The sequence below is a fragment of the Nitrospirota bacterium genome (assembly GCA_040757335.1).
Taxonomy (GTDB): domain Bacteria; phylum Nitrospirota; class Nitrospiria; order 2-01-FULL-66-17; family 2-01-FULL-66-17; genus JBFLXB01.
Genome location: JBFLXB010000011.1, coordinates 1 through 23,243, shown reverse-complemented (window position 1 = coordinate 23,243; position 23,243 = coordinate 1). Strand labels below are relative to the sequence as shown.

24 protein-coding genes and 1 tRNA gene are annotated in these 23,243 nt (G+C 65.7%); 18 read left to right on the top strand and 7 right to left on the bottom strand.

All coding sequences use genetic code 11. The features are described 5' to 3' along the window. Nucleotides 1-79: 79 nt before the first annotated feature. Together AB1451_07805 and AB1451_07800 are read right to left on the bottom strand one after the other, a co-directional pair. Complete coding sequence (locus AB1451_07805) at nucleotides 80-757, bottom strand: hypothetical protein (GenBank protein MEW6682813.1); 678 nt, start codon at nucleotides 755-757, stop codon at nucleotides 80-82. Between the two features lie 61 nt (nucleotides 758-818). Then, nucleotides 819-1,622, bottom strand: a complete 804-nt coding sequence (locus AB1451_07800; GenBank protein ID MEW6682812.1) for an arsenite methyltransferase — start codon at nucleotides 1,620-1,622, stop codon at nucleotides 819-821. Nucleotides 1,623-2,003: 381 nt separating this feature from the next. Between AB1451_07800 and AB1451_07795 the strand changes: the two genes are divergently transcribed. Then, nucleotides 2,004-3,395, top strand: a complete 1,392-nt coding sequence (locus tag AB1451_07795; GenBank protein ID MEW6682811.1) for a hypothetical protein — start codon at nucleotides 2,004-2,006, stop codon at nucleotides 3,393-3,395. Between the two features lie 77 nt (nucleotides 3,396-3,472). Beyond that, complete coding sequence (locus AB1451_07790) at nucleotides 3,473-3,820, top strand: hypothetical protein (GenBank protein MEW6682810.1); 348 nt, start codon at nucleotides 3,473-3,475, stop codon at nucleotides 3,818-3,820. 71 nt (nucleotides 3,821-3,891) lie between these two features. On the opposite strand, the gene AB1451_07785 is transcribed toward AB1451_07790, so the two are convergent. The 3 genes from AB1451_07785 to AB1451_07775 are packed head-to-tail and all read right to left on the bottom strand — an operon-like array spanning nucleotide 3,892 to nucleotide 6,085. Then, the gene (locus tag AB1451_07785; protein MEW6682809.1) at nucleotides 3,892-4,104 is read right to left on the bottom strand and encodes a DUF2283 domain-containing protein; all 213 of its coding nucleotides are present in this window, start codon (nucleotides 4,102-4,104) and stop codon (nucleotides 3,892-3,894) included. Continuing rightward, entirely contained in the window at nucleotides 4,086-4,400 is a 315-nt protein-coding gene (locus AB1451_07780) for a hypothetical protein (GenBank protein MEW6682808.1), read from the bottom strand. The genes AB1451_07785 and AB1451_07780 overlap by 19 nt, the downstream gene beginning before the upstream one ends. A gap of 26 nt (nucleotides 4,401-4,426) precedes the next feature. Beyond that, complete coding sequence (locus AB1451_07775; GenBank protein ID MEW6682807.1) at nucleotides 4,427-6,085, bottom strand: mucoidy inhibitor MuiA family protein; 1,659 nt, start codon at nucleotides 6,083-6,085, stop codon at nucleotides 4,427-4,429. Nucleotides 6,086-6,547: 462 nt separating this feature from the next. Between AB1451_07775 and nadA the strand changes: the two genes are divergently transcribed. From nadA to AB1451_07750, 5 genes are read left to right on the top strand one after another with little or no spacing between them, the layout of a single operon-like run. After that, nucleotides 6,548-7,477, top strand: a complete 930-nt coding sequence (gene nadA, locus AB1451_07770; protein MEW6682806.1) for a quinolinate synthase NadA — start codon at nucleotides 6,548-6,550, stop codon at nucleotides 7,475-7,477. 6 nt (nucleotides 7,478-7,483) lie between these two features. After that, nucleotides 7,484-7,714, top strand: coding sequence for a DUF2905 domain-containing protein (locus tag AB1451_07765; GenBank protein ID MEW6682805.1), 231 nt, complete (start codon nucleotides 7,484-7,486; stop codon nucleotides 7,712-7,714). Further along, complete coding sequence (locus AB1451_07760; GenBank protein ID MEW6682804.1) at nucleotides 7,693-8,868, top strand: SpoIID/LytB domain-containing protein; 1,176 nt, start codon at nucleotides 7,693-7,695, stop codon at nucleotides 8,866-8,868. Before AB1451_07765 ends, AB1451_07760 begins: the two co-directional genes overlap by 22 nt. Beyond that, nucleotides 8,834-9,922 carry a tRNA preQ1(34) S-adenosylmethionine ribosyltransferase-isomerase QueA gene (gene queA, locus AB1451_07755; GenBank protein MEW6682803.1) on the top strand — a complete coding sequence of 363 codons (1,089 nt, stop codon included), beginning with the start codon at nucleotides 8,834-8,836 and terminating at the stop codon, nucleotides 9,920-9,922. Before AB1451_07760 ends, queA begins: the two co-directional genes overlap by 35 nt. Next, nucleotides 9,922-10,590 carry an SPOR domain-containing protein gene (locus AB1451_07750; GenBank protein ID MEW6682802.1) on the top strand — a complete coding sequence of 223 codons (669 nt, stop codon included), beginning with the start codon at nucleotides 9,922-9,924 and terminating at the stop codon, nucleotides 10,588-10,590. The genes queA and AB1451_07750 overlap by 1 nt, the downstream gene beginning before the upstream one ends. Before the next feature lie 158 nt (nucleotides 10,591-10,748). On the opposite strand, the gene AB1451_07745 is transcribed toward AB1451_07750, so the two are convergent. Continuing rightward, complete coding sequence (locus AB1451_07745; GenBank protein ID MEW6682801.1) at nucleotides 10,749-11,033, bottom strand: hypothetical protein; 285 nt, start codon at nucleotides 11,031-11,033, stop codon at nucleotides 10,749-10,751. A gap of 48 nt (nucleotides 11,034-11,081) precedes the next feature. On the opposite strand from AB1451_07745, the gene AB1451_07740 reads away from it, so the two are divergent. Beyond that, a complete protein-coding gene (locus AB1451_07740; protein ID MEW6682800.1) occupies nucleotides 11,082-13,058 on the top strand; it encodes an ATP-dependent DNA helicase in 1,977 nt (658 codons plus the stop codon). Between the two features lie 4 nt (nucleotides 13,059-13,062). Here the strand turns inward: AB1451_07740 and AB1451_07735 are convergent, their stop codons facing one another. Beyond that, entirely contained in the window at nucleotides 13,063-14,091 is a 1,029-nt protein-coding gene (locus tag AB1451_07735) for an MBL fold metallo-hydrolase (protein MEW6682799.1), read from the bottom strand. Between the two features lie 124 nt (nucleotides 14,092-14,215). On the opposite strand from AB1451_07735, the gene pal reads away from it, so the two are divergent. The 10 genes from pal to AB1451_07685 all read left to right on the top strand — a co-directional run bounded on the left by pal (nucleotide 14,216) and on the right by AB1451_07685 (nucleotide 23,013). Further along, nucleotides 14,216-14,758, top strand: a complete 543-nt coding sequence (gene pal / locus AB1451_07730) for a peptidoglycan-associated lipoprotein Pal (GenBank protein MEW6682798.1) — start codon at nucleotides 14,216-14,218, stop codon at nucleotides 14,756-14,758. Nucleotides 14,759-14,813: 55 nt separating this feature from the next. Beyond that, a complete protein-coding gene (gene ybgF, locus AB1451_07725; GenBank protein MEW6682797.1) occupies nucleotides 14,814-15,662 on the top strand; it encodes a tol-pal system protein YbgF in 849 nt (282 codons plus the stop codon). 199 nt (nucleotides 15,663-15,861) lie between these two features. Beyond that, nucleotides 15,862-17,628, top strand: coding sequence for a DNA mismatch repair endonuclease MutL (gene mutL / locus AB1451_07720; protein ID MEW6682796.1), 1,767 nt, complete (start codon nucleotides 15,862-15,864; stop codon nucleotides 17,626-17,628). Next, on the top strand, nucleotides 17,625-18,575 hold the full coding sequence (gene miaA, locus AB1451_07715; protein MEW6682795.1) for a tRNA (adenosine(37)-N6)-dimethylallyltransferase MiaA: 951 nt from the start codon (nucleotides 17,625-17,627) through the stop codon (nucleotides 18,573-18,575). The genes mutL and miaA overlap by 4 nt, the downstream gene beginning before the upstream one ends. Beyond that, a complete protein-coding gene (mtnP, locus tag AB1451_07710) occupies nucleotides 18,569-19,462 on the top strand; it encodes an S-methyl-5'-thioadenosine phosphorylase (GenBank protein MEW6682794.1) in 894 nt (297 codons plus the stop codon). Before miaA ends, mtnP begins: the two co-directional genes overlap by 7 nt. Continuing rightward, on the top strand, nucleotides 19,459-20,175 hold the full coding sequence (locus AB1451_07705; GenBank protein MEW6682793.1) for a hypothetical protein: 717 nt from the start codon (nucleotides 19,459-19,461) through the stop codon (nucleotides 20,173-20,175). Before mtnP ends, AB1451_07705 begins: the two co-directional genes overlap by 4 nt. Next, the gene (locus tag AB1451_07700; GenBank protein MEW6682792.1) at nucleotides 20,172-21,086 is read left to right on the top strand and encodes a PfkB family carbohydrate kinase; all 915 of its coding nucleotides are present in this window, start codon (nucleotides 20,172-20,174) and stop codon (nucleotides 21,084-21,086) included. The genes AB1451_07705 and AB1451_07700 overlap by 4 nt, the downstream gene beginning before the upstream one ends. A 151-nt stretch (nucleotides 21,087-21,237) precedes the next feature. After that, entirely contained in the window at nucleotides 21,238-21,885 is a 648-nt protein-coding gene (locus AB1451_07695) for a tetratricopeptide repeat protein (GenBank protein ID MEW6682791.1), read from the top strand. Nucleotides 21,886-21,909: 24 nt separating this feature from the next. Then, the gene (locus AB1451_07690) at nucleotides 21,910-22,923 is read left to right on the top strand and encodes a RodZ domain-containing protein (GenBank protein MEW6682790.1); all 1,014 of its coding nucleotides are present in this window, start codon (nucleotides 21,910-21,912) and stop codon (nucleotides 22,921-22,923) included. Nucleotides 22,924-22,938: 15 nt separating this feature from the next. Next, nucleotides 22,939-23,013 (top strand) — tRNA-Thr (locus tag AB1451_07685). Nucleotides 23,014-23,243: the final 230 nt, after the last annotated feature.

The window sequence follows — 23,243 nt, the reverse complement described above, 5'->3', positions numbered from 1 at the left end:
TCGGTTCGTGGAAACACCTACTTTGCGGCACGTGTATGGATGAAGTCAAGATGCCTCGCGCAGCGCCGGCCGCAGCCTGTCACTGCCTGGAGCGTTCCCGCAAATAGCCCACGATCTCGTCGTGGTCCTGATCGCTGATCGCAGGTTTACCCATTCTTTCCATGTTCTCCCGCATCCGCCCCACCACGAGCGGCCACTCGTCGGGGGTATGGAGTGCGGGGTCGGGGAGGATGTGGCAGCGGCTGCACGTTTGCCGGAAGAGGGCGAGGCCAGGGGTGTCCGGTGGTCCCAGGGTTTGTGCCTCAGCCGGCCGCAGGGCGTACCGCTTGAGGTACGCGAGCAGTCGCTCCTGCTCGCGTTGGGTCGGCGCTTCGATCGCTCCCATTCCGTGCCGTCGCATCATGCCGCGCATCCCGTGCCGCATGTCCGCCATCATCGCCATGCGTGAAAACATCCTGGCCTCCACTGCAGGCCAGTCATCGGCCGCGTGCATGGTCGGGCTGGGGAGCTCGTGGCACTGCGTGCAGTAGCGACGCAGCAGCATGGCTCCCGCGCCGTCGGGATCGGGCAGGTCCTCGGGTCGCACGCCGGGCGGGAGGCGGCCGCTCATCATGTCCCGCATCATGGGCGGCATCATGCCGCCCATCATCCGCATGGCCACGGTCTCGCGGTCCATGCGGTCGACGCGGTTCACGCCCACCGCCATACTCGCGGCCATCAGTGCCAGCGTCAGTGCGAGGAAGCGAGGTGCGGCCATCCAACACGCCCGGGGAGACGTCCCACGATCTCAGTTCCGGGGACCGGTGTCAACCCAACCGTCACGCAGCGGGTTTGACCGCCTCGATCGTCGCCGAGATCAGAACGTCCGCGATCTCAAGCTCCGGAGCCCATTCTCGGATAAGCGCCTGACTCCCGTCCTTGGGCGTGATGCGAATGGTATGAAACCCGATCCGCGCCAACAGGGCTTCGAGGTCGTTGATCAACGCGGCCCCGGCCATGCAGCCGGCGTACAGCGCGGGATCGTTTTTCACGGTTTCGGGAAGCTCGGCCGTGGCCACGATGTCTGAAACGGCCAGGCGTCCGCCTGGCTTGAGCACGCGCCATGCTTCTCGAAAGACCAGCTCCTTTTCGGGTGAGAGGTTGATCACGCAGTTCGATATGATCACGTCGATGGTGTCGTCCGCCACCGGCAAATGCTCGATCTCCCCCAGGCGGAACTCCGCCCGTCCCAGACCCGCCTGCTCCGCGTTGCGGCGAGCTCTCTCCACCATGTCCGGCGTCATGTCCACGCCGATCACGCGTCCTTGCGGCCCCACGGCTTTTGCGGCCAGAAAGCAATCGAAGCCGCCGCCGCTGCCCAGATCGAGCACAGTTTCCCCAGGTCGCAGCGCAGCCATCGCCTGGGGATTGCCGCACCCCAGGCCCAGGTTCGCGCCCTGGGGCACTGCGGCCACGTCGTCCTGCGAATAACCTATGGCCAGGGCCGCATCCTCCACCGGCACAGCATTGTCCGGGCTGCAACACGCAGGTGCGCATCCGCACCCCCCGCCACCAGCCTTGGCCACCTGGCCGTAGTTCTCCCGCACCAATTCCCGGATCTCCTGATGTGTTCGCTCAGTCATGTGAGGCCTCCTTTCACCCCTATAGACGGAGGAGTCTTGAAAAGGACGCAAGCCGGGAGAGTCGAGAGACGCGGAGCCGTCGCACCCGTCGCGGACTGCCACGGATCGGTCAACACATCGAGCCCGCCCAGCCGTGATCGAGACCTGCGCCGAGTGCCCACGACCCGAGCGTTCTGCGCGCCAAACACAAGCCCGGGCCGTGGCGGATGAGCGTCAAATACGTAATGTCACCGGCATCGCGAGGCTCCAGCAAGGCGACGGTGGCTCCTGCGGTGGCCGCATTTTTGCAAGTTCATCGATGTGAGGCTGATAGTTCGGAGACGGCCGAGCTGGCGCCGTACGAGAAACGTTATGCCACGGACGCCGAGCGAGGAGACATATATGAGTAAGCGGCCGAACCAGCGCCAGAGCCGTTGGCGTGCGTCCTCCTGGCTGGTGGTTGCATGCGGGGTGGCGGGCGGGTTGTCGACGCTTTCGGCTTGCAAGGCGCCGCCACCTTCTCCGAGCGACCTTGTCTCCAAGGGGAGGGAGATCTTCTTCAACGAGACGTTCAACGGGAACGGCCGGACCTGCGGGACCTGCCACCCTGCCCAGAATAACTTCACCCTTGATCCCGCGTTCATCGCCACCTTACCGGCGACTGATCCATTGTTCGTTGCCGAGTTCAACCCCGACCTCACAGAGAATTTCGAGAATCCAGCATTGATGCGCCAGTTCGGCCTCATCCTGGAGAATCTGGACGGGTTCGACGACCTGGAGAACACGTTCGTCATGCGCGGGGTACCCCACGTGCTCGCGCTGCGAACGTCCGTCAACAGCAACCAGGGACCACGCACGGGCTGGTCGGGGGACGGCGCGCCCGGCGATGGCGCGCTGCGTTCTTTCGCCACCGGGGCCGTTATCCAGCATTTCACCAAGACGTTGAATCGGGTGCCGGACGTGGATTTTCGTCTCCCGACGGAGGAGGAGTTGGACGCCATCGAGGCGTTCATGCTCGCCCTGGGCCGGCGGCAAGACCTCGTCTTGCCGTTGCCGCTGAAAGGGGTGGTGCCAACACGCGGGCAGGAAATCTTCCTGGATAACGGGCTGGGCAAGTGTAATCTCTGCCATGCCAATGCCGGGGCGAGCGCGAACGTCGGCGCCGGGACTTTTGGCAATGCGAACTTCAATACCGGTGTGGAGAACCTGCCGGACCAACCGGCTGATCTCTCCGGCGTGCGGAACCCGCCCGACGACGGCCTGGGAAGGCCGGGCGACGGCACCTTCAACACCCCTCCATTGGTGGAAGCGGCCGACACCGGCCCGTTCTTTCACAACAACGCCGTCGAGACCATCGAGGGAGCGGTGGCGTTCTACAACGGCGATGCTTTCAATAACTCACCAGCCGGGCGGGTGCTGGCCCAGAGCGATCCGCGAGGGGTCGGCATCAGGCTGGATGCGACCCAGGTGGTGGCGGTGGCTGGGTTTCTCCGCGTCCTCAACGCCCTGGAGAACATTCGGGAGAGCATCGAGCTCCTGGAGTCCAGCGCCGGGAAGGGATTCGCTGAACGCAACGAAGCCAGGGAACTCCTCAAACGAGCCGTCAGCGAGACGCAAGCCAGCATCAACGTCTTGGACGGCGGAGGGCTCCATCCCGAGGCGGTCGCGCATTTGCAGAAGGCCAGGGAGCTGGCGGAGAAGGCGGGCCGCAGTCTCTTCAGGCGGCGTGGTCTGACCGAACAGGCCATCGATGCCCAACGGAGCGCGCGTGCACAACTTATCGAGACGTCTTGAGCGGCCCGCGTGACGGCCTCTCTGGAAATGGGAAGGAGGTGATAGCCGAGCTGAACCGCTGCCTGGGACTGGTAGTCATGGTCGTGGCGCTGGGAAGCGCCCTCGACGCCTCTGGGCAGCAGGCGACCGAAATGTTCATCCCAATCGGACAATCGCCCGGGCTATCGAATACGTCGACGCTGATCGGAACCCTTCAGTCCGTAGATCCGGAGAAGAGGACGGCGACCATCTCGGATCCATCGGGCATCCAGACGGTCGGGATCACGGACCGGACCCTGATCTGGCTAGACCGGAGCCCGCAGAAGCAACCGAATCAAATCGGCGCGATCGGCGATCTGCAGCAGGGCCGTAAGGTCGAGGTGAAGCCTCGCTCGGGCGAACCGCAAGCCGTCGCCGAATGGATCAAGGTCCAGGTCGTTCCGTAATTTGCCTGGCGGTCGCGACTTGCGCCAGGCAGCGCGTCAACCGATGGGGAATCGGTCGACGCCCCCTCTCGTCAGGCCGCGGTCAGGTCGGTTTCGAGCGGCCGGTCTTTCTTGAAACGGCTGACGCCAAGAATGCTGAAACCGATGACTTTGCCCTCTGCATCAACTCGTTGCATCACGGCGTCATGGGCGGTTTCGCGCATGTAGCCTGGGGCATCGCTGAACTGGACTTCCAGGAAATCGCCTTCCGCGTCAAACCACACTTTCAGCTTTTTGTCGGCCATAGGTCTTCTCCGGCTTTCGGTTTGTCCGTCAGATAGGCGGTGACCACAAACGCATCGTCTATCGCACATTTGACCACAATACAGAGCCATTTTCCACCCACGACCGTCTGCGCGTAAAACTCGTAGAACAGCCGCGCCGTCTCGTCCGAACGCGACCGACGGACCAGTTGCGGGTGCCGTAGCACTCGTTCGATCTCAAGGCCCATCGCCTCCATTTCCGGGTGCTCCAAGATGTGGGCGAGTCGCTCATCGGTGAGTCGAACTCGGTGACCAAAGCAGTCGTCAAGCGTTTTCAATGGCCACCTTCAGAGAGGGAGGCAATTCACTCAAGTCCCCCAACCATCTGCCCCTTTGGGAACCGCACCTCGTATCCCAACTCGATCACCTGTTCCGCCTTCGGCTGCAACGTGTAGGTGTAGCGGCGCACGCCGGGCTTGATGGGGTCTTCGGATTCCGTGGGTTTGGTGGAGCCATCCAAGATCGTCACTTTGATCGTCTCGTCGCGGCTGATCGGGACCTGATCGAGGATCGTGACCGTGACGGGCGTGGGGTAGAGGTTTTTGACCGTGGTGCGGATGCGATACCGGTAGAGGTCTTCTTTGGAGAAGACGCCGGTGGTTTCGTGTTTGCGTTCGATGATTTTGCGTTCGACCTTCACGCGGTCGTCGGGGCCGAACGCGAGCTTGATCTCGTCGCCGGGGGGAACCAACGGGAGAAATGTCTGGCCGGTGAGTTCGTCACCCAGGAAGACGTTGACCGGACCAGGGAGCAGCACGGGGCCGGATTCGTTCGTGGCTTTGGCGGTCAGCACGGTCTGCTCGTCGAGCTTGGGCGCGGCGAGTCGCGTCAATTCGGCTTTGAGCGGGAACGTCGAGAGAAAGGCTCTGCGGGGGGTACCGCTGCTGTCGACGGATTCGCGCCGCGGCGCGGTGAACGTCGCGGCCAGCAGACCCTGGGTGACGGCGGCTTCGGCCGCTTCCATCGGGACGCCGGCGTCCTTGTCTTCCAACGATTCCATCGTGCCCATGGCTCTCAGCTCGTCGGCCCTCCCTTTTTGTAACAAGCCGGCTGCGGGAGCAGCCGGCAAGGGGCGGATGATGTCCAGGTACTGCGGCGGCAGGTCGGGAACCTCGATGCCGCGCGTGGGCTGGGCGGTGGAGAGCGCGAGGCTCACGTCGATCCAATCCTCGCCCGAGGTCTGCCGCACGGACCCGTAGAGCGAGAGGGCAATGGTTTGCTTGTCCGCGTCCAACCGCGCGTCCCAGATTGGACTCCACGCGGCCGACTCCACGACGTAGCTCACGGCCAGTTCGAACGGTCCAGCGCTCTCCGCGTGCAGGTCCACGGCGACCGTCTTGGTGACCAGGCCGCCTTTGGCGCGAATCTGTTCGAGTTCTTTGCGCGCGGCCTGAAGTTGCTTGGCCAGTTCGCGGCGAGCGAATTCGGTCTTGCGGATCTCGTCGAGCACCGCGTCGTACTGCTTCGCCACGAAGTCAACCAGATCGCCCCACTCCTTCGGACTCATCGGCCGGACCGCGAGATTCTCGGTCCGTTCCTTGACGTAGGTGGACCGCAGCGAATCCAGCAGCTCTTTTCTGGCGGTGGCCTGTTTGATCCGGTCCTCCATCTCGCGGTCCTGCGCTTCGAGTGCGGTGACCTTGTCCTGCGCCGCGCGCACGTCCTTGGCTGTGGTCTCGACGTGCGGCACGCGCTCGACCGTGGCGCCAAAGACCTGGGCGTTGGCTCTTCCTGTTCCGGACACGCGCAGCGACTGGTCCAACAGTTGATCCGGCAGGTTTTCCAGCGTGACGCGCGCGTCGCCGGCCGGCAAATCGACCTTAGCCACCCGTGTGACCCGCGCGTTGCGCAGGTACACCGTGACCGCGTCGATTCGGGAGGTTGCCGGGAGGTCCTTTGGTGCGGCTGACGCGGGGTAGGTAAGGATCAGCAGGGACGTGACGATCAGAAAACGAATGAGCATCGGGACGCTCCTGATGAGTTAGACGACGGGGATGGAACGCCGCCACGATAACGGATTCGGCGGCAATTTGCCAATAGGTGGGTACGGGGCTATTCCCTTGTGCCGCGGGTAGCGGAGCCTGTCAGGAACCGGTCAGATGCCCCCTTCGGGGACTTCCGACGTTTGAATTGTTGAAGGGGGGTCGCAAGGCGCCGCGAGCGCCCGCACCGCAGCGTACTGGGTGCGTACGTGAGGCGAGTGGCGCCACGAAGAAGTGGCGCCAAGCCACGAGCGCCGCCGAGACGGTGAGGCGGCCGTGTTACCTTAACGTGTTACCTTGAGAGCGGCAACGCAGCAGGTGACCGTTGCTTCGCCACCTGTAAGGTCTTCGGCGGATTAGCATTCGCGCCCTTGGCGCGCTCAGGTTCCTGGACAGGCTCATCCCTCGCCCCACGCCCACCGTCTATGGTAAGATCCCCGCACATGCCAACCCTGTCCGCAACCGAAGAGCTGGTCGCCCGCATTCAACGCCTCAAAGCCGAGCGCCAGGCGATCATTCTCTCCCATAACTACCAGATCGGCGAGATCCAGGATGTGGCGGATTTCGTCGGAGATTCGCTGGAATTGTCGCGCATGGCGGTGGAGATGCCGGCCAAGGTGATCGTGTTTTGCGGCGTGCACTTCATGGCTGAAACCGCGGCGGTGTTGAACCCCGACAAACTGGTGCTCTTGCCCGATCCGGACGCGGGGTGCTCGATGGCGGACATGATCACGGTCGAGCAACTCAGGGCGCTCAAGGCGCAGCATCCGGGTGCCGCGGTGGTCTGTTACGTGAACAGCACGGCCGCGATCAAGGCGGAGAGCGATTACTGCTGCACCTCCTCCAACGCGGTGCGCGTGGTGGAGAGCGTTCCGCCGGACCGCGACGTCATCTTCATCCCGGACCAGTTTCTCGGCGACTACGTGGCCAAGCAAACCGGCCGCAAACTGATTCTCTACAACGGGTACTGCCCGGTGCATTACCGCATCATGGCGTCGGACCTGGAGGTGATGAAGGCCGCGCACCCGGCCGCCGAAGTGCTGGTGCACCCCGAATGCCCGGGCGACGTGCGGGAGTTGGGGGATCGCGTGTTGTCCACCAGCGGCATGTGCCGGGCCGCCAAGGCGTCGTCGGCGCCGGAGGTCATCGTGGCGACCGAGGTGGGAATCCTCCATCGGATCCAAAAAGAGAATCCCGAGAAACGTGTGTATGCTTCATGCCAATGGTGCGACTGCTCGCACATGCGCGTGAACACCCTGGAAAAGATCCTGTGGTCGCTCGAGGATCTTCAGCACGTGGTGTCGGTTCCGGAGCCCGTCCGCGTCCGCGCCAAGCAGGCGTTGGATCGCATGCTCGCTGTGTCGGCGTCCTAGTCCCCGATGTCCGGCGTGATGGGGAAGGCGCTGATCCTCATCGGCGCCCTCTTCGTGCTGGTGGGTGTGTGGGTGCTGCTCGGCAGCCGCCTGCCCACGTGGCTGTCGTGGTTGGGGCGTTTGCCCGGCGATATAGCGATCGAACGCGACAACGTCCGCTTTTACCTTCCCATCACGACCAGCATCATCCTGAGCATCCTGCTGACCCTGCTGCTGTGGTTCTTCGGCCGGCGTTGATCACACGCACGCTCCTCTTCGCCGTGCTGACCCTGGCCGCCGGGGTGTTCCCGGCCGCGGCCGCCTCCGACGACGATCAGCGGATTCGCGTGGCCCTGGAGGCCGCCCGCCACGAGGTGACCGTCACCAGCTCCGGTCCTATCTTTGTGGCGGGGAACGGATGGAAGGCCACGCTCAGCGGCGGCGTGCACGTTCAGCGCGCGGGCGGCCGCCTGATCGTGAACGACCGCAAGGTGACGCCACCGGTGCGAATCGCCGGAACCTCGGCGTTCCTGACGGTTGACGGCACCCCGGTGCGCGGCGACCTCGTGATCACGGTACGTGACCGCCGCGTGTTCGTGGTCAATGAGGTGCGCCTCGAAGACTACGTTCGCAGCGTGGTGCCGTCCGAGGTGCCGTCCGACTGGCCCGCGGAGGCGCTGAAGGTCCAGGCGATCCTGGCGCGCACGTATGCGCTCTACCAGAAGGCCGAACGCGGCGGCAACCACTTCGACGTGGACGCCACGGTGCAGAGTCAGGTGTACGGAGGCATCCCGAGCGAGGATGGTCGAACCTCCAAGGCCGTGGAGGCGACGGCCGGACGCGTGGTGCGGTTCGGCGGACAACTGGCGTTCACCCCGTACCACTCCACGTCGGCGGGACCCACCGAAGACGCGCTGGAGGTCTGGGGGATCGACCGGCCGTATCTGAAGGGCGTGGACTGCTCCTTCGACACCGAGTCCCCCGCCGCCCGGTGGACGCGCCGGGTCCCGCTCGACGAAATCGAGGCGGCCCTGGGCCAGGCGGGGTACCGGGTCGGTCTCATCGGGTCCATCACGCCGTTGGGCCGCAACCGCTCGGGACGCATCTCGGCGGTCCGAATCGTCCACGCGGGCGGTGCGCTCATCTTGAAGGGGGAAGAGCTGCGCCGTATAATCGGCTACCGCCGCCTGCCCAGCATGCGTTTCGACCTCACCGAGTTTGCGGTCAATCCCGAGACTCAACGGGTCGAGGCGTGGTTCGAAGGCGGGGGCTGGGGACACGGCGTGGGCCTGTGCCAGTGGGGCATGAAGGCCCTGGCCGAGCGCGGGTGGACCGCGGATCAGATCATCGGGTACTACTACCCTGGGACGACCGTCGATGTCATCACTCCCCGCGTCTCCCGCGCTCGCTGAACCGACCGACGTGACGGTCGGGGAAGACGAACGCCTGGAGGCCTTCGACTATCCGGAGGCCTGGGCGCGGATCGCGGATCGTCCGGCACCGGTTCGCGACGCGTCGCGACTGTTGGTCTACGACCGCCGAACCGGCCGCGTGGAGCACCGCCGGTTTCTCGACCTCCCCGGATACTGCGCGCCCGGCGATGTCATGATCGTCAATGATTCGCGCGTGATCCCGGCCCGACTCGATGGCGTGAAGATTCCGAGCGGCGGGCGCGTGGAGGTGTTGCTGATTCGCCGGGACGGCGGTGCGTGGACCGCGCTGGTGAAGGGTGCGGTTCGTCCGGGCCAGCGGATCGCGTTCGAGCTGGGCGGCGAGGGCGAGGTGCTCGAGCCGAATGCCGCCGGGAGAACCAGGCTGCGTCTCACCCCGGACGACCCGGTGTGGCTTGATCGAGCCGGTCGCGTGCCGCTGCCCCCGTACATCGCCAAAACGCGCGGCGGGGACGCGCCGGACGCGGCTGATCGCGCCAGGTACCAGACGGTCTACGCGCGCGCCGAGGGGTCGGTGGCTGCGCCGACCGCGGGCCTGCACTTTACCCGCGCGGTGTTTGACGCACTCATCGCACGCGGCGTGCACGTCGCCACGGTGACGCTGCACGTCGGCCCCGGGACCTTCGAGCCCCTGCGGGCGGCGCGACTCGCCGACCACCGGATGGAAGCGGAGTGGGGTGAGGTCCCGCCCGAGACCGCCGAGGCGATCAACCGCGCCCGCGAGTCCGGGAGCCGGGTGATCGCGGTGGGCACGACCTCTACGCGCCTGATCGAAACCGCGGCCGCGGAGGGCCGCGTGCGCGCGTTCTCGGGCGACACCTCCCTGTTCATCCGGCCGGGGTATCGCTGGCGCGCGGTGGACGCGCTGGTCACCAATTTTCACTTGCCCCGCTCGACGCCGTTGTTGTTGGCGTCGGCCTTGTGCGGACGTTCGGCCCTCTTGGATCTGTACCGCGAGGCCGCGGCCGAGGGCTACCGGTTTTACAGTTACGGCGACGCGATGGTGATCTTCTGATGGCCGGCAGTCCCTCCGGTCCGCGAGTCGGCCGCGTCGCGAGCGATCAAGGCCACTCGCTCAAGCCGTATCTCGCCATCGTGACGTTGCTCGTGGTGGTGGGCGTCGTCTCCTATTCGCTGGTGGATCGGTGGCTGGCCGAACCCCCGCCCGAACCCGGCGGAGACGCGGCCATCGACGGCGGGGGGCGAGTGGTCATCGGCCAGTCCGCCCCGGGATCGTCCGCGCCGCGGGCCGCGTCCGGCCCTCCGGGCGAGGACTCCCCGTACAAACCCCAGGAGTTCACGTTCTACAAATCGCTGGGCAACGCGAGCCAGACGCCTCCCAAACTCGAACCCAAGCCGCCGGCCGAACCGAGGGTGTCCCGTCCGGAGCCGTCGCCCAAACGTGTGGAGTCGTCGCGGCCAGTGAACCGCAAGTCCTACACCGTGCAGGTCGGATCGTTCCAGGACCGGAAATCGGCCGAGCGCCTGGCCGCCAAGGTCCGTCACTACCGGTATACCGTGTCGGTCACGCGCGTCGTGCTGCCCGACACGGGCGTTCGTTACCGGGTGCGGATGGGATCGTTCGCCACGCGCGAGGACGCGCTCAAGCTGGCCGAGACTCTCAAGAAAAAAGACAGAAAACTGGAGCCCTTCGTTGCCACGAACCTGCCGGCCTCGGGCTAGGCAATTTGTCGAAGTATCCTGGTCGTCGGTTCAGGGCAGCCTGTTCAGGAATGGGGCAGATGCAAGGCGCCGCGAGCACCGGACCGAAGCGCACTGTGTGCGTACGTGAGGACCGGACGCGCAGCGGCAACGCTGCAGATGCCCATTCATGGACAGGCCTAAGCAATTTTGATGCGGAGTTTGCGCGCCGAGTGTTCCAGGACGTTCAACGATTGGTGCAGGCGTTGGAGCTTGAGATTTCGCGTGCGGATTCCTTGGATGTCGTGGGACGGGAACTTGGACCCGCGCACCTCGGTTTGCAGTTTCTTGAGTTGGTGATACAGCGCCCGGATCCCGCCTTCATCGAGGTTCTTGAGCACGAGCGGGGTCATAAAGATCATCCCGTCGGCGATATCGCGTGCCACCGCCGCCAAGCTCTTGCCCTGTAGCTGGATCTCGGCCATCGACCGCTCCTCTCGCGCCGTGACGTAACGATATCGTGAACGGACACCGTGTCAACTCCCCACGCTGACGAATGGATCGAGGCCGTCGACGCCGCGTGGCGGTCAGGCGGAGCGCTGGCCCGCGTTGTCCCGGGCTTTGAGCCTCGGCTCCAACAGGCGGCCATGGCGCGAGCCGTGGCTGACGCGCTTGATGCCGACCGGACCCTGCTGGTCGAAGCCGGCACCGGAACCGGCAAGACGCTCGCGTATCTGATCCCGGCGGTGCTGAGCGGGAAGAAAGTCGTCATCTCCACCGGAACGCGGGCGTTGCAGGACCAGCTCGCCAGCCGGGAGTTGCCGCTCGTGGAGCGCGCGCTCGACCGCTCGGTGGATTGGTGCGTGCTCAAGGGCCGGGAGAACTACGTGTGCCTGTATCGGCTGGAGGATGCCGCAGGGCAAGCCAGCCGTAGCCTCCTCCCGGGGGCGGTGGACGCGGTCCGGAGGTGGGCGGGCGAGACCGAAACCGGGGATCGGGCGGAGCTGGCGTGGCTGGCGGATGACGACCCGCTCTGGCCCCTGGTGTCGGTGACCGGGGATCAGTGCCTGGGATCGGCCTGTCCGCGATATGAACCCTGTTTTCTGACCCGCGCCAAGCGCCGGGCCGCGCGCGCCGACCTGGTCATCGTCAACCACGCATTGTTCTTCGCGGACCTCGCGGCGGGGCCGCACGCCTCCGGCTCGATCGTGCCGCACCACACCGCGGTCATCTTCGACGAGGCGCACGTGCTCGAAGAGGTGGCGACGAGCCACTGGGGGGTGACCGTGTCGCGGCACCGCGTGCGCGATCTGCTCGCCGATCTGCGACGAGAACCGCTGCCGGGAGGCGATCCATCCGGGCGAGCGACGGCCTTCGAGGCCGTGGACCGGCTGCAGGCTGCGGCCGAGCGCGCGTTCGACGCGTTGCGTTGCGTGGCGGGTTCCGACGCCGCCACGAGGCTCCGGTGGGTCCCGGACGCGGCTGAGCGCGCCGCGGCGTCGGGGCTCGATCTGCTGGCGCGGCTGGGGGAGGTCAAACTAGCGATCGACGCGCTGGGCGCTCCGAGCGAGGGGTGGGCGCGGCTGGCCGAACGCGTGGCCGCGCTCGGCCGCGATGCCCGGTTTCTGTGGCGCGCGGAAGATCCCGCGTACGTGTTTTGGGTCGAGACCAACGGCGCTGTGGTGCGGCTGTCCGCCTCGCCGCTCGACGTGTCGTCCATCCTGCGAGAAACGCTCTTCTCGTCCGGAACGCCCTGCGTACTTGCCTCCGCCACGCTCACCGCGGGCGGGTCCTTCGCGTATCTCAAGAGCCGGCTGGGCATCGACGACGCCCAGGAACTGGCCCTCGCCTCGCCGTTTAATTATCAGACGCAGGCGCTGGTGTACGTCCCTCGGGACCTCCCGCTCCCCCGGGATCCGGGTTTCACGGACGCCGTGGCGGACGAAGTGGTTCGCATCGTGGCGGCCAGCCGCGGCCGCGCGTTCGTGTTGTTCACCAGCCACCGCGCGCTGGACGCGGTGTTCGAGATGTGTCGCCGGCGGCTCGCCTATCCCGTGTTGAAACAAGGCGACGGGCCCCGCATGGCGTTGATCGAACGCTTTCAAGCCGAACCGTCCCTCTTGTTCGCGACCATGGGATTCTGGCAAGGGATCGACGTGCCTGGCGAGGCGCTGTCCTGCGTAGTGCTCGACAAGCTCCCGTTCGCGCCTCCGGACGATCCCATTGTCCAGGCGCGGACCGACGCGCTCAAGCACGATGGACTCGATTCCTTCGCGGCCTATCACCTGCCCGCGGCCGCGATTTGGCTCAAACAAGGCTTTGGCCGGCTCATCCGCAGCCGGCGCGATCGCGGCGTGATTGCGATCCTGGATCGGCGGCTGCTGACGCACGGCTACGGCCGATTCTTCTTGGAGTCGCTGCCCCCCGCGCCGGTCACCAGTTCGTTCGTGGAAGTGGAGAATTTCTTCGGGTCAGATCATGGCGGCGCGCCACGCGTAGACAGGGACTGATCCCTTACTGCGCCGGCGGCATGGTTTCGTACGAGGGGGCGCCTTCGGACTCCGCCACCAAGTCTTGGTAGACCTTTTCCACGTTGGCGGGAAGCCACTCCTTGTATTTGAGCCAGCTTTCGTACTTGGGAAGCTGGACCTCTTTCTTGGCGGTCGCGATCGGACGTTTGATCATCCAGGTGACAAAGACCGCCGAGTAGAGATCCGTGAGGTACTCGCGGAACGTGGTCAGCACCGGCCGGCCGCCCCACTGACCGTGGCCCGGAACAATGGTGGTGACATCCAGCACAGCCAAGCGGTCCAGCGTTTCCTGCCATTCCTTGGCGTACCCGTCGCCCATCCACGGCAACCGCCCCGCGTAGACCAAATCGCCGGTAAACAACACGTGCGCCTTCGGCAGGTACGCCACGATATCGCCCCGCGTGTGCCCTCGGCCCTGGTAGAAGAGCAGGATATGTTCCTTGCCGAGCGGAATGTTGTACATGTCCGGAAATGTAATCGTGGGCAACGTGACTTTGGCGCCCCGCACCCCCGCCTCACCCATCCGCTCGCGATAGGTTTTCAGGTGCTCCGCGCCGTGATCGGCCAAGTAGTCCTTGGTGTAGACGTGAGCGATGATGCCCTTTGTGGGCGCCAATTCGTGGACGGAAAGCGTGTGGTCGCCGTGTGCATGGGTGAACACGACGTAGAGGATGGGCTTGGGCGTGAGGCGTTTAATCTCCGCGGCCAGCCGCCGGGCGGCTTCGGGCGTCGGCCCCGAGTCGATCACCACCACGCCTTGGTCCCCGATCACCACGCCCGCGTTGGCGTCGCCGGCTTGTCCGGGGAAGACGTACACGTTCGGGGCAACGGCCTCCAGCCCGGCGGCCCGAGCTCCGGAGGCCCCGGCCAGGGGACCGGCGAGGGCGCAAAACCAAGCGAAGAACGCGACGAGTCGATATCCCATAATTAGATACCCTGACGATTGGGCGGGAGCGTACCACGCGGTGAACCGGCGGGTCAAGGCGGCCCGGTTGCCTTGCAATTTGCCCATGATCTTTGTATTCTGAACCCCGTTTGTCGTCAGGGTGCGGGCGCGCTTGGCTACGACCGCGGAGGGGATGCCGCGGCGCCGCGCACGCCCCAGGGATCGATTCTCGACACAGGGAGGCTCTGGTATGATCTGGTCACGTTCAGCATGGACGGTCGTCGCGGGATCCGCAGCCCTCGCAGTGCTCCTTTCCGGTTGTCCCAAGAAGCCCCAGACCGCGGTCCAATCCGCCGAGCAGGCGCGCCCCGGAGAGGCGGCTCCGCCTTCCGTCGAAGAGGTCATGCCGCCGGTGGCCGCCGAGGAGCAGGCAGTCGCGCCGCCGCCCGCTCCACCTCCGGCGGCGGGGTTGGCCGACGTGTATTTTGACTTCGATCGTTCCGAGATCACGCCGAGCGCGCGGGCCGCGTTGGAGCAAAACGCCAAGTGGCTGTTGAGCCGCGGGAGCGTCCAGGTCCGGATCGAAGGGAATTGTGACGAGCGTGGAACCAACGAGTACAACCTCGCGCTCGGCGAGCGCCGAGCCGAAGCGGTCAAGCGCGTGCTGGTGGCGCTGGGTGTCCCGGCGTCGAACCTGTCGACGATCAGTTACGGTGAGGAGCAGCCGGTCTGTCGCGACCACCAGGAGTCGTGCTGGCAGAAGAACCGGCGGGCTCACCTTGCGTTGCGCTGAGGCGATTTCGGTTACGGGTTCGACGAACGCTCCCGCGCGATGCCGCTGGAGCGCGGTGTTCGCGGGAGCATGGTGGCTCGCATGCGCCCTATTGACCGGGTGCGCGACGCAGGCCGCGCTGGTCGACGTGCAGACCGACGTCGAACTGATGCGGGGGCAACTCGACCAGATTGCCGACCGGGTGGGTACGGTCGACAAGTTGGCGCAAGAACGGACAACCACCGGGCAGCGCAGCCAGGTCGACCTGGTGGTCCGGCTCGATCAGATCGCGGCGGACGTACAGACCATGCAGGGGCGGCTCGAAGAGCAGGCCCACCGTGTCTCTGAGCTGTCCAAAGCCGTCGACGACCAATCCTTTCGGCTGAATCAGGTCACCACCAGGTTCGAAGCGCTCGAAATGCGAATGGCCGAGCAGGAGCGGAAGGCCTCGATCGCGCCGGTGCCCGTTCCCGGCCTAACGCCCGCTCCCGAGGCCTCGCCGTCGGATCAGGAGCGCGTGGTGGTCCCGGGGCGTACGCCCCGCAGCGGGTTGAGCCCGGTCGAGGCGTATAACCTCGCGTACAACGACTTCATCAAGGGAAGTTACGAGTTCGCGATCCAGGGATTCCAGAGCTTTCTCCAACAGTATCCGAACTCGATTCTGGTACCGCACGCCTTGTACTGGCTGGGGGAATCGTTTTACCAGACCAAGCAGTACCCTCAGGCTATCGAACAATACGACCGTCTGATTTCGCAGTTTCCGAAAAACGAAAAATTGCCCGGGGCCCTGTTGAAAGAAGGGTTTGCGTATGCCGCGGTGGGCGACAAGGTGAAGGCTCGCGCCGCGCTGAAGCGGGTGTTGGAGGATTTTCCGCGGGCGAGTGAGGCGAATCTCGCCAAGGAAAAGCTCGCCGAACTCCGGTAAGGAGCCTATTGATGAACGGCCGTCTGCGGCGTTGTCGCTGCGCATCCGCTCCTCACGGTTTCGTAGGGGCGTATTGCAATACGCCCCTACCGGTGCGGTGCTCGCTCCGCCTTGCATCCGGCCGATTCCTCAATAGGCTCGACTCGACGTTCGTCGAGTCGGATGCGTACTGAAGATCTCGCCCTTATCTCGATTATCAATGTCGCCATCCTTCCCATTCGAGGACCTGTTGCCCACCGCCGGCGCTGAAACGGGGAGAATTCGTCGGCTGCCTGATGCGTTGATTGATTGCATTGCGGCGGGGGAGGTGGTGGAGCGGCCGGCGTCGGTGGTCAAGGAGTTGGTCGAGAACGCGCTCGACGCCGGGGCTCGACGGATCGACGTAGAGACCGCGTGCCCCGGGTCGTGGTCCCTGACCGTGTCCGACGACGGCGAGGGCATGACGCCGGACGATCTGCTCCTCGCGTTCGAGCGACACGCGACCAGCAAGATCGGCTCGTTGGACGACCTCGATCGGTTGACCACGCTCGGGTTTCGCGGCGAGGCGCTGCCCAGTATCGCCGCGGTGGCGCGCGTGCGGGCCGCCAGCGCGCCGCGAGGCGCAACCGAAGGCGCCGAAATCGAGCTCGACGGCGGGCGGGTCATTCGTCGCGCGCCCAGCGCCCCCCGATCCGGAACAGTGATCGCGGTCCACGATCTGTTCGCGCACACGCCGGCTCGCCACAAGTTCCTCAAGTCATCCGCCACCGAGTTGTCCCACGTGTGCGCGGTGGTGCAGCAGCACGCGCTGGGGCATCCAGGGGTGTCGTTTGTCCTGACCCACGAAGGGCGGCGCGTCCTGGAATACCCGGCCGCGAAGGATCTGGCTGATCGTCTCGTCCAAGTGTACGGTCGCGAGGCCGTGGGGGAGCGGTTGATTCCGGTTCGCGGCGCGCGAGGGTCCCTCGAAGTCGTCGGATACTGTTCCCGCCCCGACATCGACCGCGCCACGCGCAAGGGTCAGGAGTGGTACGTGAACGGCCGTCCGGTTCGCCATCCGGTGTTCCTTCGCGCGGTGGATCAGGCCTATGCCACGCGGCTGATGACCGGACGGCATCCCGTTGTGGTGTTGTGCCTTCGCATGCCCCCCTCGGAAGTCGACGTGAACGTCCACCCGTCCAAACGCGAAGTGCGATTTGTCAGGCCCGACGACGTGGCGCGTCTCCTGACCGCGGCGCTGCAGGACGCGCTGTCCGCGGCGGATCTTCCGGCTCCCGCGGGGCTCCGGTCTCTCGAAGTCGAAGTTGGCGTCGACTTGGATGATCCCAACGCGACGTCCACGCACCCGATGATCAGCGAACCCGCCGCGACGTACCGCACGGTCGCTCCCCCCCGCTCCCTCGAGCTGGGTCCGTTGTTTCGGTACTTCGGTCAATATGACCGGACCTATCTGGTGGCGGAAGTGGACGGCGAACTGCGCGTCATCGACCAACACGCGGCGCACGAGCGGGTGCTGTACGAACGCCTGGTGGCCGAGCACGCAGGGGGAGCGACCGCGAGCCAGCCGCTGTTGCTTGCGGAAACGTGCGAGTATCCGCCGGATCAGGCCCTGACGATCCGCGAGCGACTCGACGTCCTCCGCGAGGCGGGCGTCGAGATCGAGCCGTTCGGCCCCAACACGTTTGTGGTCCGGGCCGTCCCGGCGCTTCTGGCCGGCGTAGCGTGGCGGACCCTGGTGCGCGAGATGGTGGAAGCCTTGACGGAGGACGGCGCGATGGAATCGCGTGAGCCGATCCACCGGCTGCTGGCCACGGCGGCGTGTCACGCGGCGGTGAAAGCCCATCAGCGATTGGACGACGAGACCACCGTCGCGCTGCTCCGCGACCTGGTGGCGACCCCGCGCAACGCCACCTGCCCACACGGTCGCCCGGTCTCGCTGCGATTCGCGCCCCAGGATTTGGAACGGGCGTTCGGGAGAAGGGGATGATCGTCTGTTTGGTCGGCCCCACCGGGGTCGGGAAGAGCGAGGTGGCGCTGGACCTCGCGGAACGGCTGGGCGCCGAGATCGTGTGCGCGGATTCGCGCCAGGTCTACCGCGGTCTGGATATCGGAACCGCCAAACCCAGCGTCGCCGAGCGGAGCCGGGTGCCCCACCACCTGCTGGACCTGGTTGACCCCGACGAGGCCTACAGCGCGGGGCGGTATGCGCGCGACGCAGCGGCCTGTGTCTCGGCGCTGCACGCCCGCGGTGCGCGCGTCCTCTTGGTCGGCGGGACCGGGCTCTACGTCCGGGCGCTCTTGTGGGGACTGTGTGATGGCCCGACCGCGGATCCCGACCTGCGGAGCGCGTGGTTGGCGCGCGAGCGCTGCGAACCCGGTGCGGTATATCGGCGGTTGAGCGACGTGGATCCCGCTTCGGCGGCCGCGATCCATCCCAACGATCTGCCCAAGGCGCTGCGCGCGATCGAAGTCTTCGAGCTGACCGGGACGCCGTTGTCCGCGATGCAGCGAGCCCACGGGTTTCGCGCGCCTCGCTACGACGCGGTGATCGTGGGCTTGCGCCGCGACCGCGAGGACCTCTATCGACGCATCGATGCGCGGGTCGACGGGATGGTGGAAGCCGGACTGGAGGAGGAGGTCGCGGGACTGATGCGGCGCGGGTATGGAAGCGACGCACCAGGCCTGCGCGCGGTGGGATATCGGCAGATCGTCGGCGCGCTGGGAGGGGCGTACGATCTGAGCGAAGCGATTCGATTGACCAAACGCGACACGCGGCGGTACGCGAAACGGCAGATCACCTGGTTTGCCGCCGATCCCGCGGTCCGGTGGGTGGACGTCAAGGATGACGCGAGGGTGGACGAGGTGGTCACCCGCGTCGTCGCGCGCCTCGACGACGCGGTCGGGGTCACAGCGAAGCGGAGAGAGGGATGGTGAGGTCGGGTAAGCGCAAGGGCGCTCCACGGGCGCGGATCGGGATTATCGGCGGCAGCGGGTTGTACGAAATGGAGGGGTTCAAGGCGCAACAGAGGGTTCGGGTGCGGACGCCGTTCGGCATCCCCTCCGACGCCATCACCGTGGGGTCGCTCGACGGAGTCGACGTGGCGTTTCTTGCGCGCCACGGGAGGGGCCATCGCCACTCCCCGAGCCGCATTCCCTATCGCGCCAATATCCATGCGATGAAGCAACTGGGGGTGGAACGTATTTTGTCCGTCAGCGCCGTGGGCAGCATGAAAGAGTCGGTGCATCCCGGCGAGATCTTGATTCCCGATCAGTTCTACGACCATACCAAACACCGCGTCTCCACGTTTTTCGACGGCGGCATCGTGGCGCACGTGGCATTCGCGGACCCGGTCTGCTCCGAACTCACCACCGCACTCGCGGGGGCCTGCCATCGCCTGGGGTTGACCTCCCACGAGCGCGGGACGTACCTGTGTATGGAGGGCCCGCAGTTCTCCAGCCGCGGAGAATCGCTGATCTATCGGCAGTGGGGCGTGGACGTGATCGGGATGACCAACGCCACCGAGGCCAAACTCGCGCGCGAGGCTGAGCTGTGCTACGCAACGTTGGCGCTGGTGACCGACTACGATTGTTGGCACCACGAGGAGTCGCCGGTCACGGTCGAGGCGGTGATCAAAATCCTGCAAGACAACGTGATCAAGGCCAAACGCGTATTAGCCGCCGTGGTCCCCACGCTGGCTTCGGCGACGCGGGGCTGCCGCTGCGGGGAGGCGCTCCGGTACGCGATTATCACCCGGCCGGACGCCATGTCCGCTCGAGAAAAAGCGAGGCTTTCCCTCCTCCTCGGCGGTCGAACGCGGTGACCGCCCGTCTCATCGGCGTGATGGTCAGCGTATTGGCAGCCGGCGGTTGCGCCGCGCCGCTCGGCCCGTCGATTGCGCACGACGAGACCCAACTGTTTCGCGCGGCCCACTTCGACGGGGCGCGTCTGAAAAGCGGGGGCATTGCGCTGCTCGGGGTGACGTCCGCGGTCGCGCCGGAGGGGATCCGAGAGGACGTGGGGTTCGTGCTCGACCAGGCGGCCTCCAATCACCTGTCGCGGATCCGCGTGATCCCACGCAGCGACGCCGCGGCCCGCGCGCGTGAGGTGGGCATGAGCGGGGACTTGACGCGCCTCATGCGGGACTATGAACAGCATGGAACGATCGACGCGGGGCTGTTGCGGCGGTTTGCCGCGGCGGAAGGTGTCCGGTACTTTTTCTTGACCAGGATCGTGCAGTACGAACGGACCACGCGGGCTGTGTCGGATCCCGCAACCGCGGCGGTCACACCGGGCCTTCCTGCCTCCAAGCGCGCCACGGAGCGCGTGCAGCGCATCCGCCTTCGCGGCGACGTGTGGGACAGTCGGTGCGGGGACCTCGTCTGGACGGGGGAGGGTGGAACCGAGGTGGTCGAAGAAACCGTCAGCGAAGAGATCAGACTGCAGGACGTCCTGGCAATGGCTGCGACCAACCTGGTCAGCCTGCTGCCGCGTTCGAGCGAGACGCAAGCCACGGGGAAGGAGTGCGGGGTATGAGTTTATTGGTCGTGGGGTCGGTGGCCTTGGATTCGGTCAAGACGCCGTTCGGGAAAGCGGACGAGGTGTTGGGCGGGTCCGCCACGTATTTCTCGGTCTCGGCGTCGTATTTCACGGCGGTCAACGTTGTCGCGACCGTGGGGGAGGATTTCCCCGAGGCCCACCTGGAGTTTCTGCGAAGCCGAGGCGTCGATGTCGGCGGGGTGGAAACCAGCAAGGGCAAGACCTTTCGATGGCGCGGCGAATACAGCTACCAGCTCAACGAAGCCAAGACCCTCGAGACGCAGCTCAATGTGTTCGAACGCTTCGCCCCGCAGGTCCCGGACCGGTATCGCCAGCCCTCGCTGGTGTTCCTGGCCAACATCGACCCGGCGTTGCAACGGGACGTGCTCGGACAGGTGACGCGCCCCAAGATCGTCGCGTGCGACACCATGAACTTCTGGATCGAGGGCAAACAGGCGGAGCTGAAGCGTACGCTGCGCGAGGTGGACATTCTCATCGTCAATGATGGCGAGGCCCGACAGTTGGCCGGTGAAGTCAATCTGGTCAAGGCCAGCCGCGCGATCATGGGCATGGGGCCGAGCACGGTGATCATCAAGCGCGGGGAGTACGGGGCGCTCTTGTTCTCCGGGTCGAAGGTCTTTGCCGCGCCCGCGTTCCCCCTCGAGCACGTATTTGACCCGACCGGCGCCGGCGACAGCTTTGCCGGGGGGTTTTTGGGGCATCTGGCCAAACACCCGTCCCTGGATCACGCCAATTTGTGCAAGGCCGTGATTTTCGGGAGCGTGCTGGCGTCGTTTTGCGTAGAAGCGTTCAGCCTCGATCGGTTCCGGACGCTCACCCGACTCGAAATTCAACAGCGGTACCGAGAGTTCAAGCACCTCACGTTTTTCGAAGACATCGAACCCTAAGGAGGACCTCCAGGTGCACGGAAACGACCAAGCACGGCGGCGTCAATCGTCCGCACCGTGGCGTGCGGCCGGGTGGGCCGTGGCGTCTGCTATACTCCTCTCAGGCTGCGCCAATAAAGGGGACATTCGCAGGGCCGATGCGCACTACAAAATGGGGTACTCGTACTTGATCGACCAGCAGATCCAACCGGCGTACGTCGAGTTCCAGAAGGCTGCGGAGCTCAACCCCAAAGACCGGGACACCCACTACGCGCTGGGCCATATCTATTTTGTCCAAGGCAACTACGACAAGGCGGCGAGCGAGTTCAGGCGCGTGCTCAAGTTGGACCCTCGCTACGCGGAGGCTTGGAACTACCTCGGCAAGGTGTATGACGAGCAGGGCAAAAGCGACCTGGCGTTGCAGCAGTTCGATAAAGCCCTGAGCTTCCCGCAGTATCTGACCCCGGATCTGGCTCAGTACAACAAGGGCAAGGTCTACTTGAAACTAAAGCAGCCGGACCAAGCCCTCCGCGCGTTCGCCGCTGCGCTGCGCGTGAACCCCACGCACGCGCTGGCGGCGTTTGAGGCCGGACGTATTTACGAGGAGCAGGGCGCCGATCGCGAGGCCATTGCGGCCTTTGAGATCACGGTCAAGCAATTGCCAGATTTTGCCGAGGGGCACTATCACTTGGCGAAGTCCTATGCGCGCGCCGAAATGCCCGACAAGGCCAAGGACTCGTATCGCAAGGTCGTCGAACTGGCTCCGGGCAGCGTGTGGGCGGAAGACGCGAACAATTATCTCGCGCGCCTTCGCAAGTAACCGATTTCGAGGAGCATTAAACTCATGGAGCGGCTCGGTCAGTACCTGCGCGCGGAACGAAGCAAACGGGGGATGTCGCTGGAGGAGGTGTCCGCGCGTACGCGAATCCGGCTGCAAACCTTGGAGGCGTTGGAGCGCGACGACTACCCCCTGCTGCCGGCCGAGGTCACCGTCAAAGGGTTCCTGCGCGCCTACGCGCGCTGCCTGGGACTGGACGAGCGGGAGGTGTCGACACGGTACCAGGAGTTCGCCGCGGAGTACTTCAAAATCGCCCAGGAGGACGACCCGGTCGCGCGCGCGGCTCGGTCCGGTCGCCAGCACGCGTGGCAGCACAAACTGACCGGGCTGGGGCTGACGGCTGCGGCGCTGATGGTGGTGATCTCCGGGGTGATGGCGTTGAGCCCACGGAGCCAATCCGATCAGCACCCGACGGACATTGCCGCGCCCATGGAACTTCCGCCGCCCCCCGTGAGCGAACCCGTCCCGGTGCCGGGCGCGGGGGAACCGATCGTGGGGGAGCCGGTCCCCGAATCGGTTCCGAGCACGCCGCCCGCCGGGCCACCGAGCACGGCTCCTGCGCCGGCGACGGCTCCTCCGCGCGAGGCCTCCAAGCCCCAACAACTCGCGGTGACCGCGAACGAGACGAGTTGGGTGCAGGTGACGATCGACAACGGGGAGACCAAAGAGGTTTTGCTGCAGCCCGGACAACGTGTCGGGTGGTCCGGGGAGCGCGAATTCCGGCTCACGGTCGGGAACGCCGGCGGAGTGACCGTGGAGTTCAACGGTGAACCCATTCCGTCACTCGGGCCCAGCGGCCGCGTGCGCACCGTGGTCCTACCGCGTCTCGCGCTCAACGCCGACAACCAGAGTGCTCGCGCGCAGAGCGCTCCCGCACCCCGCGCCGCCATCGCTCCGGCCCCCACGACTGCGACGAGCGCGCCGCAGGCACCGTCCCGGTCAAGCCCTTCGGACCGAGTGCCGCCCGCGTTGACTTCGCCGGCCGATTCGACTACAGTACCGCCGCACCCGCTTCAGTAGTTCCCGCCAAGCCGCGCCGGCGTAGCTCAGTGGTAGAGCAGCTGATTCGTAATCAGCAGGTCGTCGGTTCAATCCCGACCGCCGGCTCCAGTTTCCTCCGTAGATCCAGTCTGTTGTAAGGAAACTCCGATTTGTTGATTATTCCGACACTGGATGTGGTGCCAACATTGGTGCCAGGTCGAGCTGACCTATGAGCCCGGATTCCGCAGTTGACTTCGTTACGAGGTGGGAACCGGAGGCCTGGCGCGTGGCGAACGCCGTGGGGGCAGCCGGGGGATGACGGCCTCGGGCGGGGTGGCGGGCTCGGGTGAGCCGTCGGT

What these genes read in the sequence shown, in the direction of transcription:
- AB1451_07805 (MEW6682813.1), bottom strand. Translation starts at nt 757, where the DNA reads ATGGCCGCACCTCGCTTCCTCGCACTGACGCTGGCACTGATGGCCGCG.
- AB1451_07800 (MEW6682812.1), bottom strand. Translation starts at nt 1,622, where the DNA reads ATGACTGAGCGAACACATCAGGAGATCCGGGAATTGGTGCGGGAGAAC.
- AB1451_07795 (MEW6682811.1), top strand. Translation starts at nt 2,004, where the DNA reads ATGAGTAAGCGGCCGAACCAGCGCCAGAGCCGTTGGCGTGCGTCCTCC.
- AB1451_07790 (MEW6682810.1), top strand. Translation starts at nt 3,473, where the DNA reads ATGGTCGTGGCGCTGGGAAGCGCCCTCGACGCCTCTGGGCAGCAGGCG.
- AB1451_07785 (MEW6682809.1), bottom strand. Translation starts at nt 4,104, where the DNA reads ATGGCCGACAAAAAGCTGAAAGTGTGGTTTGACGCGGAAGGCGATTTC.
- AB1451_07775 (MEW6682807.1), bottom strand. Translation starts at nt 6,085, where the DNA reads ATGCTCATTCGTTTTCTGATCGTCACGTCCCTGCTGATCCTTACCTAC.
- nadA (MEW6682806.1), top strand. Translation starts at nt 6,548, where the DNA reads ATGCCAACCCTGTCCGCAACCGAAGAGCTGGTCGCCCGCATTCAACGC.
- AB1451_07765 (MEW6682805.1), top strand. Translation starts at nt 7,484, where the DNA reads ATGTCCGGCGTGATGGGGAAGGCGCTGATCCTCATCGGCGCCCTCTTC.
- queA (MEW6682803.1), top strand. Translation starts at nt 8,834, where the DNA reads ATGTCATCACTCCCCGCGTCTCCCGCGCTCGCTGAACCGACCGACGTG.
- AB1451_07750 (MEW6682802.1), top strand. Translation starts at nt 9,922, where the DNA reads ATGGCCGGCAGTCCCTCCGGTCCGCGAGTCGGCCGCGTCGCGAGCGAT.
- AB1451_07745 (MEW6682801.1), bottom strand. Translation starts at nt 11,033, where the DNA reads ATGGCCGAGATCCAGCTACAGGGCAAGAGCTTGGCGGCGGTGGCACGC.
- AB1451_07735 (MEW6682799.1), bottom strand. Translation starts at nt 14,091, where the DNA reads ATGGGCAAATTGCAAGGCAACCGGGCCGCCTTGACCCGCCGGTTCACC.
- pal (MEW6682798.1), top strand. Translation starts at nt 14,216, where the DNA reads ATGATCTGGTCACGTTCAGCATGGACGGTCGTCGCGGGATCCGCAGCC.
- mutL (MEW6682796.1), top strand. Translation starts at nt 15,862, where the DNA reads ATGTCGCCATCCTTCCCATTCGAGGACCTGTTGCCCACCGCCGGCGCT.
- miaA (MEW6682795.1), top strand. Translation starts at nt 17,625, where the DNA reads ATGATCGTCTGTTTGGTCGGCCCCACCGGGGTCGGGAAGAGCGAGGTG.
- mtnP (MEW6682794.1), top strand. Translation starts at nt 18,569, where the DNA reads ATGGTGAGGTCGGGTAAGCGCAAGGGCGCTCCACGGGCGCGGATCGGG.
- AB1451_07700 (MEW6682792.1), top strand. Translation starts at nt 20,172, where the DNA reads ATGAGTTTATTGGTCGTGGGGTCGGTGGCCTTGGATTCGGTCAAGACG.
- AB1451_07695 (MEW6682791.1), top strand. Translation starts at nt 21,238, where the DNA reads ATGGGGTACTCGTACTTGATCGACCAGCAGATCCAACCGGCGTACGTC.
- AB1451_07690 (MEW6682790.1), top strand. Translation starts at nt 21,910, where the DNA reads ATGGAGCGGCTCGGTCAGTACCTGCGCGCGGAACGAAGCAAACGGGGG.